The sequence below is a fragment of the Haladaptatus ordinarius genome (assembly GCF_054177595.1).
In genome coordinates this window covers 1-15,175 of the sequence record NZ_JBPEHH010000049.1, presented here as the reverse complement: position 1 = coordinate 15,175, position 15,175 = coordinate 1, and the positions used below count along the sequence as shown (strand labels likewise).

Below are 15,175 nucleotides of genomic sequence, written 5' to 3'. Positions count from 1 at the left end.
TTCCAACATGAGCGAACCTGAGAAGAAAGTCATACTGGTCACAGAGTACTTTCATCCTGAAACTGCGTCGACGGGACAGTTGTTAACAGATCTCGCCGTGGGACTTCAGGACCGAGGGCTAGATCTGGAAGTATACACCAGTCAGCCAAATTATCATAGCGGAGAGAACGAGAGACAACCACGAAGAGATTGGTACGAAGACGTCCTCGTTAAGCGAATTCGTGCTCCACAGCTAAGACAGTCCTCATCCATTCGGAGAGGATTCAACTGGACGGTTTTTACGATATGGATGTTTTTCACCTTACTCGTGAGTCGGTCAGAGTACGAGCGTGAATTCATCTTCGTCTCGAATCCACCGTTCCTCCCGATTGCAATGTGGCTCGTTTGCCAGATTCGACGGTGGGAATACACGTTTATCGTCTATGATCTTTATCCCGACCTCATCGTCGAAACAGACTACATCGGTGAGAACGGATTCGTGGATACGATTTGGAGCAAGCTGACTGTACTCGCGTTCGAAGACGCACGTAACGTCGTTTCACTCGGCCCGACGATGCGCGACCGTATCATCGCGAAGGTAGGAGACAACTTCAACGAGTCGAAAGTGGTGATCATCCATAATTGGGAGGATGAAGAGTTCATCACGCCACGATCGAAGGATGAAAACTGGTTCTGTGAAGAACACGACCTCAGAGACGATTTTGTCCTCCTCTACTCGGGGAATATCGGGGAGAATCACGATCTTGAAACGATTGTGAACGCTGCCGAGTACTTCGATGATGATGACGTCACAGTCCTTATTATCGGAGGGGGTGATAAAAAACAGGCTATCGTCGAATTAGCTGAGCAGAAGGACTTACGTGGTGATACAGTTCGGTTTCTCCCATACCAAGATCTCGAACACTTGCCATATTCACTAACTGCCGGTGATGTTTCGATCGTGACAGTACAAGAAGGAATGGAAGGTGTTTGCGTCTCAAGTAAACTATATACTGCGCTCGCCGCGGGACGGCCTATCCTGGTAATTACACAGCCGAACGACGACGAGGCGAAAATCGTCGAGACGTATCATGCTGGATTACAAGCCGCACAGGGAGATGTCAGCAGCGTCGTCGACGCTATCAGAAAGTGGCGGGCTGATTCAGATCTCATCACTGAACAGGGAGCGAACGCACGCACTGCTTTTGAAAAGCGATTCACGAAAGACCATTCCATCGATCGGTACTACCGTTTACTCTCGGACGATAGGTCGATCGAAATAAAAGCAGAACCGACTCGTCATTAATATCGGGGTTGTTGTTTAGATACCCTGTGACGATGAGGATCGACGCGACGGCAGCGCCAGTGATAACCAATCAACGGTCCAGAGATCCTCACCCGGCCAAAGTGACAGACAGAACTTAGAGGAGAGTGTTTGCTGTCGTTGGAGGATGTTGTCTTCTTAAATGAAAAGATTCCATTTGGAGAATATGTCTATGATTTCCGATTGCAACACCGAGCGAGACAGAGAATCCAACTATTCATGGCGTAATATTATTTATTAGGAATAGATCAGGTACCCTGACATCTAAGTGACTACACAGCGATTCTCATCGGTAGTGGAGCTACAATGAACGAGGTGTTAGAGGAATGGCCGACCAATAAGACCGTGTTCTTGACTTTAGACTTGGAATGCGATTATGGCACGGCAATTAAACAGAACAGATACGATGCTGCCCGTCGAATATCGCCCCTCGTTGAGTTTCTTGAAGAATTCGATCTCCCATTGACGTGCTTCTTACAAACGGAACTGTTAGACGTCGCTCCCGAAGTCGTCCACAAACTAGAAACTGCGAATACGGCCGTAGAGTTCCATCCACATTCGCATACTCATCCCAGACGCTCCTTTGCGGACCTCGAATTCGAGATCTCCGAGAGTGTAACGAGGCTTCGAGACAGGTTCGAAACGGAGCCGTTGGGATTCAGGTTCCCCGATGGTGCCGCAAAGACCTCCGACTACGCTCTTCTCGCAGAGTATGACATCGCCTTCGATGCGAGTCTCTTCCCTTCGTGGCGTCCAGGTCGGTTTAACAACCGTACTCGATCTCGGTTTCCATTCAGACACACAAAGACCGGTATCATCGAACTGCCGTTCACCGTCTTTTCCGAACAGCTCCGGGTACCAGTGGCTCTTTCTTACATGAAGCTTTTCGGACGGCCGTACGAGTGGATGATTCATAGCCGTCCTCCCAGTGTTCTTGTCTTCGATTTTCATATGCACGACCTGATGGTACCACCAGCGTTCAACCATCTCCCACAACCCTATCGGCTTGCCTATCGCCGACGACGCGACACAGGCTTCGATATTTTCCGAAGGCTGATTAAAAAATTACAAAATGATAGCTATCAATTTGGATTGATGACCGATCTATATCATAAAGCAGAGGTGAGCATGAATGGTCAGTGATTCCTCGAACGATCGCTCACTCAGGATTCTTATTGTAACAGTTGATGAGTATTACTATATCCCAACTTTCCTTCGCGATATAGTCGCCGCAGACGACGTTAACGTGGTCAACATCACCACCGTTTCACCAGCGCTTGGAACGGAAAGCCTCGTAGAGTTCGTTCCAAAACTCCTGCAAAGATTTGGACTGATTGGGTTTTTCCAACACTCTGTATTTTATGGATCCTACTTCATTTTGGACAAGATAAACCGCATATTGGGCTCTGGACGATCTTATTCACCTGAGACGCTCGCGAAGCGTAACGAAATTGCGTATCGACACGAAAGAGACGTTAATAGAACAGAATATGTGGAGTATGCAGAGTCGATGGATCCCGATGTCATTGTATCAGTTGCCGCCACGCAGAAGTTTCATTCGGACCTGCTGGATGTTCCGAATCGATGTGTCCTTAATGTGCATTCGTCGTTGCTCCCCCATTATAGGGGAGTTTCACCGAGTTTTTGGTCTCTGTTGAATGATGAGGAAAAAACAGGGGTCAGCGTCCATTATATGGACGAAAATATCGACACCGGAGATGTCATTCTTCAAGAAGAATTAGAGATTCACCCTGATGACACGCTACATACGCTGAACAGTCGTGTGGCCCAGCACGGTTCAACGGTGCTCCATGAGTCGCTTCGACAAATTTCCGAAGGCGTCGTCGATCCAACGCCGACGGATCCTTCGAAGGGGTCGTACTACTCGATGCCCACCCGTGAGGATGTCCGGGAGTTTCGGCAGTCGGGTAATCGATTTTACTGACTCGTTACAAAACCGAACGTATCTGGTCGTTCCTCGCGGCGTCTCACTGATCAAGTATCCCACTCTTATTCAAAATGATGATTTAACGAATGGAGGATGATCGCTGTGAAGCAGCTCAGAATTCCTGTGAGGCTAAGGAATGCAGACGTAATAGCGATTCCAAGCGGAAAGGTTTCGGTCTGGATGTAGTTTATAATCGTCCAGTATCCAAATCCAAGACCAATGAGTGCAATCAGAAATCCAGGTACTCCCAAGGCTGCGATCGGCCGATCTCGTTCGATAGTCTTCAGCAGGTTCCTGATGAGGACAAAGCCGTGTGCAATTGGATGATGATTGCTTCCATTTTCCACATCATAGTCAATCGTAGTTCTGACCTCGTCTATTTTATAACCCTCGTGATGGGCGTGGTACAGAATGTCGGTGCTGGCATCCATGTGAGACGCGATATCTGCACCAGCTAGCGATTCTATTGCCGAACGGCCGTACACCCGAAAACCACTCTGTGTGTCATGTAAGTAAGAACGCGGCCGGACCACTCCCATGCTCAAGTTGGTAAGCGCACTCACGATAGTGAGTCCAATCCAGCGATATAGTGGGATCTCCGTTTCCGCTTCGTTGCTGAATCGGCTCCCAATGACGATATCTGCGCTAGTACGGTTCTGCGCGCCGACCAACTTCGGAATGTCTTTGGGATCATGTTGACCGTCGCCATCTAAGATCACCAAGTTGTTGACGTTCGCCTTTTTTGCCCACTTGAATGCGGTCACGAGTGCTTCACCGTAGCCTCGATTAGTTGTATGATTGATTACTTTTGCCCCTGCGTCACGTGCCAATGTCGATGTCTCATCAATGCTTCCGTCATCGATGACAACTACCTCATCCACATGGATGTCAGCTGCCGAGACGACATCCGCTATCGTGTTTGCTTCGTTGTGGGCGGGTATCACTGCATGAACTGTTGTCGATCGTTCCTGCGGGGGTGGTTCCGCTTCGACGCAGCATTCTTGGGTCGATTCTATTGTTGCCATGCTCCGGTCGTAGTCGATTGGAATTGTAACGTTGGACTGAAAGATTAGTCCAGGATAGGAGTGGGCCATCGTCGTAAGATGCAGTTCCCGCTTTAGGGAATCGTCGTCAGGATTGGGCTGTTGTGGGTCGATAATGATCGCACCGATCTGAGCGGCCAACTTCACAGCCTCTAACATTGGTTGATTTGCATGTGTAACGAATACTGTGTGCCCTCTGTTTGTCGCCCGGAGCGTTGTAGCGACCAGGTCACCAGTGTTGTCCTCCCTTGCGATTAATCCAACGGCTGGCACTCGTTTCTCCTCGCCTTCTGTATCATCGTACAGGGATTGTCTCGGACGGAATTCGTCCAACCTAGGGTGATTCGCACCACCATCCGTTAGTGTTGGACTTAGAGTTACGAGTGAGTGACCACATTCTACGCAAATGTAGTAGCCACCGGCTGTACAGATCATGCGCGCGTCACACCAGACGCATTTGACTGAAACCCCAGGTGCCGCCCTTTGATACTTGGACATTTTCAGTAACAATTTGTTACTATTTCGTCTGTTAATCTATCGCTGGTCCCCATTCCGTAATGAGTGGCGACAAACACTGCACAGTCCCATCGCGGTTTTTCGCTGACTTCTCGGTAGATATTCCCCGCGACCCAATTACTGGACCATCCATCACCCTCTGTACTTTGTTCGTTGTGTTCTCTATGGTCACTGCTGAATCCCCTGGTTTTCACGGCCTCCTATTTCCCTTAAGGAAGCTCGAAACCCAAGTTTCGGTAATTCTGACTCCTCCACGCCGTCCGTCACTTGCGTTTCTCAGTTAGTACGTGGACTACGACAATTTTGATAAGTCTTACTGCCGCATGGTCCCGCCACTTTTGAGATGGCGTGCCGCCCAGGTTGGTAGCACCGATACGAACACCGTTCCCGTGCACAAATACATCGATCGTACCATGGTCAAGAGCCACGATCAGAAACATTAACCCAAATATGGAGTTCGCGATATGCCTTTTTTTCGGTCGGCTGAGCCGGTGCATCTCCTTTGAACAGAAGGTAGTGCAATCGCAACCGATTACCAGTCATCCTCGGCGTGACGTCGTGTTCAGTCCGCCACGTTCCGTTTACTCCTAGAGAGGTGTGAAATCGATGTAATTCCTGTGCCTCGAGGACCTGCATTGTGCCGTTCTCGACTCTTTCTATTCGGACAACGACGGTGTAGTCCATCGGCTGTTGTTCGTGATTATTGATGCCGACGTACATCGACTTGCTCTCACCCTCGGTGAAGTTCGTCGGATAGTCATCTGCGACCAAGTTACTGGTCTCATTCTCGGTGAGGAGATAGAATTCAGTAAACGATCCACTTTGATCGGGAGACGTAACGGCGTACGCGACGCTTCCGACAGCGAGGAGCACGCTCAAAACGAGAAAAACGTTAAGGACCAATCCCGCTCGGGAATCGTATTCGAGGAATTCAGTCCTCACAGTTGCGGTCCATTCCCTGTAGGGGACGCCAAAACGTTCGTTCGCAGGCAGTTCCCATCGTCGACGTGCTGCCAGGAGGGTTGCGAATAGGGTCACACCACCAAGACAGAATAAAAGCGGACGGACACGAATACCCCATGGTGTGAAGTTTAATATGAGTCCGGTTACCGTGATGATAACGATGCTGGATCCAATAGATAGTACGACACGTTCTACACTCTCGATGCGGTCTCCCGGCTGTGGTAGAATGGAGTCCCGTTCGCCATTGCTCGAATTTGTGCTGGATTCCTCGCTTCCTTTTTCCGGAAAGAGGGCTGCGATGAAGACATACCCCGGGATAAATAACACGAAGGCGATGCCGAGAAGGTTGCGGAACGGAGACCCTGAAAGGCCGGATACCGACATGGTCGCAGAAATCAGTACAAGAGAAAACACCACCGCCGTGAGGTCAGCGGGGAACCGGCGTATCGGACGAGGGATTAGTAGCCAGAGGTCACTATCGGATGGCATCGATTCATTAGTTCGACTAGAACGGTCAAAAACGTTGGCATAGCCTCACTATTATTCTGTGTTTGACTCCGATACGAGTGAGGACGCGATATCCACACTCGTTTGCGCATCGTCGATAGAGATGGAGCTGGTCGTGAACGCAGCAATTTCATACGCTTGCGCTAGCCGACGTAGTTTATCCGTCGTGTCGTCATCTGCGTCACTCGTTCTATAGTCGTGGTACAGTTCCCAGTGTGTTTTTCCTGGGTGCAACTGGTTCGCGCTATCGCGAGCGAGGTGGTACCTCACTGCTTTGTAAGCAGTCCGAACGGCGACATCGGATCGATTCGCGGCTAGCTGTTCACGTGCCGTCGTGAGCAGGTCATTCGTAGTTACCGGTTCGTTGTCTCCTCCTGTCGGTATAAGGCTGTCATCCGAAGTGATCTCTCCCATTGAATTTGGACCGAATCCAAGGACGTTCCGCGACCAGATTACGTACGCGCCACCTGCAACGAAACCAAACAGGCAGATACTGCCGACCCAAAGCCACCAATTGGGCACCCCATCAGTCGGTCCAGTGGGGTGGAGTTGGGTTCGTGCTTTCGTGGATTCCAGGTTAGACATCGCGCCTGAGTAAACCGTGGCGATCGTGACGGGTCTATCTTCATTAGTTGTGTCTTTGGGGAGCGACACCACCGCAGAAAAATGTCCATTCGCATCTGTCTCAGCGGTCGTGATTGTTCGACCAGCAATACGGATTTCAACGGTCTGGTTAGCCACTCGAGCACCAGTCGCTGTCATTAGTGTCCCCTGCACTCGAAGTCGATTCTCGGTCCGTCGGGTATTTATCGAAAGACGGGTCGCAGTTTTTGTGACGTTCATCGGTGCCACATCGCTTGCATTCATCAGGGCCTTGTTTGCAAGTGCGACCTGTGCTCGTACTTGTTGATTGCCGGCTCTAACTTCTGTTGGTAGCTTTTTATCGACGGTAAACGTTCCGTCCTTATTGGTTCGCGTTGTATTGAGGGGAGTGTTCCCGACCGTCACCCGCACTGGAACCCCCGACGCACCGACGCCATCCCCTTTTACTGTCCCTTTCACGGTAATGTTTTTACGGTACCTTGCCGTATTCGGCTTTTCTGTGATTTTAACTGTCGGCTTGGCCTGGCGAACTGTGAGGTTGATGCTCTCGTTGGTCCCAAGGTAGACCGAATCGTTCCGAGGAGCATATTCAATGGTCAGTCGCTGGGTCCCAGCCTTAACGAGTGTGGGACGATAGGTTGCCTCGAACCTGCCATCTTGACCGATCTCCGACTGGATAGACTGATTCCTGATTTCTAACCGTATCTTCCTATCCTGAAGTACGGAACCGTTCGCTGCCCGAAGCTGGCCAGTGATTTTAATCGGATCCGTGAACGATCCCGATTTGGACGCCTCCAAGTCCGAGAACTGCGTCTCGATGAACTCTCTTTCACGAATCTTAGATTGTTTTTTCGTGATATTCTGAGTTAGATTCTCGATGCGGCGTTTGCTGTTGGCTATTTCGGTATCATTTGATGAGATCCTTTCATAGTCTCGTTTGAGAGCAGATCCATTCCTTTTCGCCCTGTCTGAGTAGTGTTCTAAATCTCGTGCAAGCGTTCGAGCACGAGCATCGTTCCCGTTACGCTTTGCCTTTCGATACTTTTTCAGCGTCTCCTGGTACGATCGAACATTGGTAATCAACTGAGTTTGATTGCGTTGAAGCCGTCCGAATCGTTTCCCGTCAGTTCCTTGGCCTGACTCCCCGGAAACATTCGCGTATCGTTTTGCTAATTTTTCGTATTCGGAGTCCTTTCCAATGAGACGTTTGGCGCGTTTGTAGTCCCCTTGCTTGACTTGACCGACGCTATCCTGGAGCTGGTCGGCGAGTCGGCCGTTGATCCACCGTTTTCCAGTCTCTGATGAACCTCCGTTATTTATTTCGTCGGGATTGACTTGGTGCGGAACCGATGAGCCATTCGTCTCGTTCAAGCTTACAACTGTTCCAACGAACGGTATGAAATCTTCATACCCGACTACTCTGTCGGAATTGGATGCCCCAGGGTTGCCTAACGCTACCCCTATTCCAGACGTGGCTAGTAGGATTGCGAGGGCGATTGCACTGTACCGCAGTGTTCGGGAACCACCGGTCACGACGCACTGGTCTACTGCTCGCAAGGTAATACTTCTTTTTGTAGTACCATGAGAAAGGAGGGCTAACATGACTCCAGTGTCCGATAGTTTGAACTACTATGCCATCATCTCAAGGATGAATGGAGTTCACGAGTCGCTATTGGGCCAGCGTTGGGGTTGGCGCTTTCCTCGCTGTAGGAGCTGTTGTTCTTGCCCAGCCAGTTTTATTCGTAGGCACGATAGGAATATCAGCATGGTTACTCGCGCAGCAATATCTGTTCGTCCAGACCGTCTTGGAAATCATCGATAACCTTTCAGTGACGCAATCATTCGATAGCTCAACGGTCAATCGAGGGGAGGATCTTAATGTTGCTCTCAGCGCTCAATTACCGGACACATCGCCTGTGCGTATCGAGATCGAATCGAATCTACCGGTCACCGCTACGTACTCGAATGGAACGGCCGACCACGCCTTGATTACGATTGGCGAACGAGACGCCACGTCGAGATATTCCATTCTGATGTCCGTCGGCGGTGCATTCGAGTTTCCACCACCGAAAGCCATACTCACTGACTCGGCGAACCTCTTCCAGACGACGACCTCGGTTGGCCAGGCGCAGACGATCACGGTCGAAACAGGGCGCCCTGACGATATACACGTGGGGGTTGGCGGCGAGCGAATAGCGGGAGTGGCTGGTAATTCCGAGGGGGATCGTCGAAGAATGGGTATCACCCCTGAGAGGATACGAGAATACGTTCCCGGCGATTCACTCCGGCAGATAGATTGGAATGCCACGGCACGACTAGGCCACCCTCATGTGCGTGAATTCGAGCCCGAGATGGATTTACAAACAGTTGTTCTGATCGATCACAGTGGATCTATGGCGACTGGTCAGATTGGCAAAACGAAATTGGATTACGCACGTCAAGTTGCGCTTTCGTTCGTCAACTATACCCGCTCAAAAGGCGAACCGCTTGGACTGTATGCCGTCGATGGGAATGGACTGACGGCGAACCTTGTCCCAAGTGCTAACAAGGATCACTATGCAACAATTCGTACGGAATTGCACGATCTCGTTTGTTCCGATACGCGACATCGGTCATCCGAACCGCGAGGGTTGAATGGACGCTCATCGGAGCGCACATCGCAAGTAGCGAAGCATCTCCGGAAGGGGGACTCTGCGTTCGAGACACGTCTTCGCCCTTTTTTCGTCGAATCGCGATCAAACAAGTTTTCGATTGAGACAGGAGTGCTTTACGAAGCAGTTCGCAATGAACTTGCACAGTTACGTGGATCAACTGTCACCGTCGTGCTTACTGACGATACAAATCGGAATGAGACACGAGAGTTGGTCAAACTCGCTCAACAGCAAAACAACCCGGTATTGGTGTTCCTCACGCCGACAATACTTTTCGAGGAAAGCAGCGTCGCCAATGTCAAAAATGCCTATGATCGATATGTGGATTTTGAGTCGTTTCGTCGGGAGATTGCGCGATTAAATGGCGCTCAGGCGTTCGAAGTCGGTCCAGGAGACGAACTCGAACGGTTATTAAAGAATGCAACAACGCACGACTACGGGTCACCGAGCGTATAATAAATATGATTTCACAAATAGCAAATGACCGGCTTCGGGCCCTTGTTGGTGGCAGCAGTGCCTTGATTGTCGGACTCGCGTTGACAGTGTTCCGTGGTTATGTAGGACTGGTTGCGGCTGCGGCCATACTCATTACGTGGTATGTATTGAAACCAGTGTTTGCATTTGCTTTTTCACATATCGTCTTGGGGGCGTTATATCCGGATAGAATCGGCATGATTCAGATCGCGATTATTGAAGCTGGATTTCTGGGTTTACTGTTAGAATCTGCATTCCAATTTGAATCTCCTCGTAGACTTATAACCCTCTTTGGGGGATTTTTTGTGGCATTCGGTCTGCTCGTCGGGGGGAGCTATTATCTGAGCGGCGAAACCTGGCTCGTAGCGCTCATTCTCACGGTAGTTGTTGCGGTGCTCGCGTACGGAATTCATCGATACGACATCGTCGCGATCCAGCTTGAGGGAAAATAAATGAGAGGTGACGAACGATTCGATGAACGGGAAGGCATCGATTTGACTGGTGAACAACCAAGCGACCTCGCAGTACAAGTTGAGATGCTCGCCGAGGAAAATCAGCGCCTTCGTACTCAGTATACGCGCGCACAGCAGGTACACTATCGGCGATCTGCGCTCGGAATGATTGCACTTGGCTTGTTGGCCGCTGGTGGTTCCATTGTTTTCCCTGACTCACGCTCTATTCTCTTAGCATTGGCTGGAACCGGTTTGTTCGCAGGCGTGCTGACGTACTATCTTACGCCTCAACGGTTGATCTCGGCTGCGGTTGGTGAGCGTGTTTTTGCCGCTACCGCGGCAACGAGTTCGGCTATCGTAACGGATCTTGACCTACAGGATACGCAGGTGTACGTTCCGACAGGGATCAGTAGAGACGAACAATTCGCCGATGTTCGTCTTTTCATCCCCAAACACAGAAACTACAGCGTGCCGACCAGTGAAGAGCTGACATCATTCGTCGTGACAGATGAAGAGCGTAGCCGAGGGGTTTCATTCTATCCAACTGGCGCGGCACTCTTTCGTGAGTACGAACTGCACATGAGGGGCAGCGTATCGAACGAGCCATCGATCTTGGCCGAACAGCTAGCCGATGCGGTGGTTGAGGGGTTCGAATTGGCTGAGAACGCGAGTGTTGATGTGAACCCGGACGACATGCGTATCACTTTTGGAATACACGGAAGCACATACGGGTCTGCAGATCTCTTCGATCACCCAATTGCATCGTTCGTTGCGACCGGGATCGCGAAAGGCCTGAACACCCCTGTGACGACTGAACAAGTACCTGGAGACGACGAGCGCTTTGATTATATTATTTCCTTCGAATGGTTTAATGAAACAAACGAGTAATATGACCGAACGTCGTCTCCAAATCCGGATCGACGACAACCGTCGACTGCAGCATAGCGATCAACGTGTCCGTTCTGTTGGTCCCAGAATTTAAGCCATTATAAGGACTATCCTATTGAGAATGACGGAGATACATGAGACTGTTGAGCGGTTCCTTGCCGAGAACCCTCAACAAGTATCAACACTTCGGGAAATCATCGCGATCGATAAGCGCTGTGATTACTGGACGATCGAAGATGTATCTAACTCTGAGATAGTTACTGAACTGATCAACGCCGGAATTATTGTTAGGTCCGACAATGGGCTGAGAATTGTAAACCGTACGGCCGTTCGACAAGTTATAGAATCTGGCCAATTCCGCGATCCAAATGATAGCTTTCTCACCGCTCTTCCGCCCCCGTTTCGCGGGCGAATGCTCGTGTTGTTTGCTCTCCTAAGTGCTTTGGCGCTCATGGTCGGCATCCGTGTTGTATTCATTCAATCTTTGGTATTTAGAAATGGGGACGTGGTCCTGGCATCGAATGATCCTTACTTTTACCGCTACTGGGTTGAGCGACTGACTACTGGGCCGATAGCGTTCAATCTAGATGGGTTCTCCCACTTACCAAAGACAGTCGAAAACCACGATGTGCTCTTTATAGTAACGTTGTGGGGTATCGCAAACCTTCTCGGAGGAACCACGAAAATAATAGGTGAAATATTGGCGTGGTACCCGGTTATTGCGGCCCTTATAAGTGCCATTCTCGTATACTTGCTCACTGTTCGTTTGACCGCGGATAGACGAGTAGGGATCGCGGCAGTAACGCTACTTGCTATTACACCAATCTACGCGACCAGAACCGCATTGGGATTCGCTGATCACAATGCGTTTGATAATATTTGGCTTGCGTTGACTGTGTTCTCAATCGTCGTGCTAGCGGACGATCGAACGTGGAACGCAATGAGTTTCTCACTTTCGAGTACGTGGCGTCGCTGGATAGCGACCATTACACTTGGCGTCAGTATCGCAGCGCAGGTGCTTGCCTGGCGGGCCGGACCACTGTTTCTCCTCCCGATCGTATTCTACGTCTTATTGAAAGCCATTGTCGACGTATCGGTAGACCGGCCACCCCTCGTCGAAAATCGGCAACTGGTGCTCGGCCTCGGCCTCGGTTTTGTTTTAACATATATTCCCCACATCGCTCTTGGTTGGCTTCCTGATTACCGCACCTTCACGCCGATGCTGTTGTTTGTTACAATTGTAACGATACTCGGAATTACGGAGGGTATCTACCGGAGGGGAATAAAAGAAGTCGGGCTCACCGCCGCGTTCATTTTTGCTATAATCGCTATTTCGATCGCATTTCTCGATTTCATCGGAAGTTCGTTCACACATATTCTTCAAACAAACAGGATCTGGTCGTTGTTTGCTGACCCGACTGAAACGTTGGTGAACTATTTCGACCGAACTGGCCGTAGCAGAATCGGGGAAACATATTCCTTAATTGGGAGGGGGAGCGGATTCGATATCATTTTCCAGCCATTTCGGGCGTTCGGGTCCATTATTTTCGTGGCTCTTCCGTTCGTCGTGTGGGCTAGTTGGATCTCGTGGCGAGAGCGTCGTACCGGGTGGATTGTAATCTGTCTTTACGTGTGGTATTTCTTTACCCTTGCACTCATCCAAGTCCGATTCGCTGAGCAACTCGCACTGTTCGTTGTACCGTTTGCCGGCCTTGGTGTCGTCCACCTTGCAACGAAGGGTCGCCTCCAGCGTCCAATAGCATTCGAGTCATCATTCAGCTGGAGACAGCCGTTTGGTTCGTTTTCCCTTCCGAGTATATGGGAAGCCGTTGTGATTTGCTTTCTCTTCTTGCTAATTGTCCCGGCTGGAGTCTTTTTCTCGGGAGTGAATGTTGAAAGAATGGGCGTTAGTCAGGACACATATGAGACAGCGACATGGATGAACGAATATGCGGCCCAGCAGAATTTAGAACATCCGGATAACTATGTCTTTAGTGAATGGAGTCAAAGTCGAATCTATAACTACATTGTGAGCGGTGAATCAGAAACGTACTGGTTTGCCCAAAAATATTATGGCGATTTCATACTTTCTGAACAGCCAGAGGGATGGGCCAAGGGACTCGAAAGACGGAATCGAGCAGGATTCATCGTGACTCGGGATTATCCGTTCCCGGTTCCCGATCAAACGATGTATGTGCGGTTGCACAAGCGACTTGGAAGCCGTGGAGACGGAGTGGCGGGACTTGAGCACTATCGAGCGATCTATGCCAATGAAGATGGATCGCGGAAGGTCTTTAGGGTCGTTCCTGGTGCACGAGTTGTTGGCACAGCGCCACCGGGCAAGAGAGTGAGTGTTGAAAAGCAAGTTCGTATCGACGGTGGGCAGTTCGTCTATCGGCGAAGCACGCGAGCAAATCCCTATGGCGTGTTCAATATAACGGTCCCATATCAGGGAAAGTATGTCGTAAATGGAACCTCGAAGTTTGTTTCACAACGAGACGTGACGGCTGGTCGCACTGTCATGTGGCACAACCGCAATGGTCTCGCTTATTGGCCCTTTGATGAGATTCAAAATAAGAAGACATACGATCAAGTGGGTGGCCATCGCGGCAGTATAATCGGTACTACATCAACCAGAGATGGTGTCTGTGGTGAGGCTTTGGCCTTCGGAAACAGGAAGTCCTACGTAAACACAAACGTGACGACACAACAGCAGTTTACCCTCTCCATGTGGATTCGACCGAACAGGGTAGATACCACCCCTAAAAATGACTACCGCCACCTTATTAGCAGCAAAGGCGGATTCTTCCTCGTCCTAGAAGAGAATGGGGAACTCGCGTTCCATGCCCCGGGTATCAAGGCCGAGTATTTTGCTGCAGGACAAGTCCCTTCCAACCAGTGGACGCACGTAACCGTCACGTATGACGGAACGCATCGTACGATATACGTGGATGGTCGTCAGGTGGGACGAGATCGCATCTCCAATGGGTCTATCGACTGGAATGGTCAACTCAGGATGGGAAGCGGATACGAAGATGGTAACCGCCACGCATTCAACGGTGCAATCGATGAGGTCCAGATTTACGGACAGGCGCGTGAACCTGAAGAAATTCGGCGATGCAAGAACGATTCATCTGAGACAACGGAATCAGCGTGAGATACTGTGTCTTAAGCTTTCAACACCCAGATCGCGTTCAGCACTGTACTATTGACGTACGAATGGCTCGTCTCTCACATCAAACGAACAGCTCACACTATCGTAGTTGAAGACGACGCTACTGTTGAAATATTCCGCAGGCACGAGCCGTATACAACAAAGCGAAGAAACGGTGGGAATCCATCTCGTCTGTAAGATCGAGATTGAAACTCCGGAGTCGCCCGGTGAGGAAACTGCCGGAATTGATCTCGATAACTGTGCGACTGTCGCCTACAGCACTGAACAAGCTGACTTCTACACCGAGAGTCGTTTAAAACAGAATCAGTGCTGCTTCCAGAAGGAGATCGCGACGTGCGGCAAATCGCATGATGAGCGAGCTCCCCGATTGAATTCATAAACGGTCTAAGCGCCGCACGCATTTCTTCCATGCATTAGCGAAGCATATTGTCGGTACTTCCCAACCGATGTGAGAACTGAAGCTAAAGCGTTAGTCTAATTAGGAAGATGTCTGGTTGAGTGAATGTGTTCAATATCCCTCAGCCAGACGGTGCTCTTTCGGACTCGGACGTGAAAGATCTAGCGGAAGACGTTATCTGTCAGCTGCCATTGCCGGGGATCGAGGGTTCGCCCCTCGATCCCGGCGAGATCTGGGCGGTCGTCATTCTTGCAG

Annotated in this window: 10 protein-coding genes and 2 pseudogenes; 9 read left to right on the top strand and 3 right to left on the bottom strand. The window is 50.2% G+C overall.

What is annotated here, in order from left to right; genetic code table 11:
* Nucleotides 1-7 precede the first annotated feature (7 nt).
* The 3 genes from ACR3FF_RS16710 (at nucleotide 8) to ACR3FF_RS16700 (ending at nucleotide 3,248) form a co-directional block, all read left to right on the top strand.
* Nucleotides 8-1,285, top strand: a complete 1,278-nt coding sequence (locus ACR3FF_RS16710; protein ID WP_458189229.1) for a glycosyltransferase family 4 protein — start codon at nucleotides 8-10, stop codon at nucleotides 1,283-1,285.
* 324 nt (nucleotides 1,286-1,609) lie between these two features.
* Nucleotides 1,610-2,446, top strand: a complete 837-nt coding sequence (locus ACR3FF_RS16705; protein ID WP_458189228.1) for a polysaccharide deacetylase family protein — start codon at nucleotides 1,610-1,612, stop codon at nucleotides 2,444-2,446.
* Entirely contained in the window at nucleotides 2,436-3,248 is an 813-nt protein-coding gene (locus tag ACR3FF_RS16700; RefSeq protein ID WP_458189227.1) for a methionyl-tRNA formyltransferase, read from the top strand. Before ACR3FF_RS16705 ends, ACR3FF_RS16700 begins: the two co-directional genes overlap by 11 nt.
* Before the next feature lie 65 nt (nucleotides 3,249-3,313).
* Here ACR3FF_RS16700 and ACR3FF_RS16695 read toward each other — a convergent pair whose 3' ends face one another.
* The 3 genes from ACR3FF_RS16695 to ACR3FF_RS16685 form a co-directional block, all read right to left on the bottom strand.
* A complete protein-coding gene (locus ACR3FF_RS16695; RefSeq protein WP_458189226.1) occupies nucleotides 3,314-4,453 on the bottom strand; it encodes a glycosyltransferase family 2 protein in 1,140 nt (379 codons plus the stop codon).
* 774 nt (nucleotides 4,454-5,227) lie between these two features.
* Complete coding sequence (locus ACR3FF_RS16690) at nucleotides 5,228-6,262, bottom strand: DUF1616 domain-containing protein (RefSeq protein WP_458189225.1); 1,035 nt, start codon at nucleotides 6,260-6,262, stop codon at nucleotides 5,228-5,230.
* Between the two features lie 51 nt (nucleotides 6,263-6,313).
* Complete coding sequence (locus ACR3FF_RS16685) at nucleotides 6,314-8,254, bottom strand: hypothetical protein (protein WP_458189224.1); 1,941 nt, start codon at nucleotides 8,252-8,254, stop codon at nucleotides 6,314-6,316.
* A gap of 281 nt (nucleotides 8,255-8,535) precedes the next feature.
* Between ACR3FF_RS16685 and ACR3FF_RS16680 the strand changes: the two genes are divergently transcribed.
* The 6 genes and pseudogenes from ACR3FF_RS16680 to ACR3FF_RS16655 all read left to right on the top strand — a co-directional run.
* Entirely contained in the window at nucleotides 8,536-9,990 is a 1,455-nt protein-coding gene (locus tag ACR3FF_RS16680) for a DUF58 domain-containing protein (RefSeq protein WP_458189223.1), read from the top strand.
* Nucleotides 9,991-9,995: 5 nt separating this feature from the next.
* On the top strand, nucleotides 9,996-10,460 hold the full coding sequence (locus tag ACR3FF_RS16675) for a DUF8163 family membrane protein (protein ID WP_458189222.1): 465 nt from the start codon (nucleotides 9,996-9,998) through the stop codon (nucleotides 10,458-10,460).
* The gene (locus ACR3FF_RS16670; protein ID WP_458189221.1) at nucleotides 10,461-11,348 is read left to right on the top strand and encodes a DUF7982 domain-containing protein; all 888 of its coding nucleotides are present in this window, start codon (nucleotides 10,461-10,463) and stop codon (nucleotides 11,346-11,348) included.
* Nucleotides 11,349-11,469: 121 nt separating this feature from the next.
* Nucleotides 11,470-14,505, top strand: coding sequence for a LamG-like jellyroll fold domain-containing protein (locus ACR3FF_RS16665; protein WP_458189220.1), 3,036 nt, complete (start codon nucleotides 11,470-11,472; stop codon nucleotides 14,503-14,505).
* A 128-nt stretch (nucleotides 14,506-14,633) separates the two neighbouring features.
* Nucleotides 14,634-14,954, top strand: a pseudogene (locus ACR3FF_RS16660) (transposase); the annotation flags it as partial.
* A 73-nt stretch (nucleotides 14,955-15,027) separates the two neighbouring features.
* Nucleotides 15,028-15,175 (top strand): annotated as a pseudogene (locus ACR3FF_RS16655) (ISH3 family transposase); the annotation flags it as partial.

Bases quoted from the DNA above. Each gene is read 5' to 3' on its own strand.
- ACR3FF_RS16710 (WP_458189229.1), top strand. From the start codon at position 8: ATGAGCGAACCTGAGAAGAAAGTCATACTGGTCACAGAGTACTTTCAT.
- ACR3FF_RS16705 (WP_458189228.1), top strand. From the start codon at position 1,610: ATGAACGAGGTGTTAGAGGAATGGCCGACCAATAAGACCGTGTTCTTG.
- ACR3FF_RS16700 (WP_458189227.1), top strand. From the start codon at position 2,436: ATGGTCAGTGATTCCTCGAACGATCGCTCACTCAGGATTCTTATTGTA.
- ACR3FF_RS16695 (WP_458189226.1), bottom strand. From the start codon at position 4,453: ATGTTAGAGGCTGTGAAGTTGGCCGCTCAGATCGGTGCGATCATTATC.
- ACR3FF_RS16690 (WP_458189225.1), bottom strand. From the start codon at position 6,262: ATGCCATCCGATAGTGACCTCTGGCTACTAATCCCTCGTCCGATACGC.
- ACR3FF_RS16680 (WP_458189223.1), top strand. From the start codon at position 8,536: ATGGAGTTCACGAGTCGCTATTGGGCCAGCGTTGGGGTTGGCGCTTTC.
- ACR3FF_RS16675 (WP_458189222.1), top strand. From the start codon at position 9,996: ATGATTTCACAAATAGCAAATGACCGGCTTCGGGCCCTTGTTGGTGGC.
- ACR3FF_RS16670 (WP_458189221.1), top strand. From the start codon at position 10,461: ATGAGAGGTGACGAACGATTCGATGAACGGGAAGGCATCGATTTGACT.
- ACR3FF_RS16665 (WP_458189220.1), top strand. From the start codon at position 11,470: ATGACGGAGATACATGAGACTGTTGAGCGGTTCCTTGCCGAGAACCCT.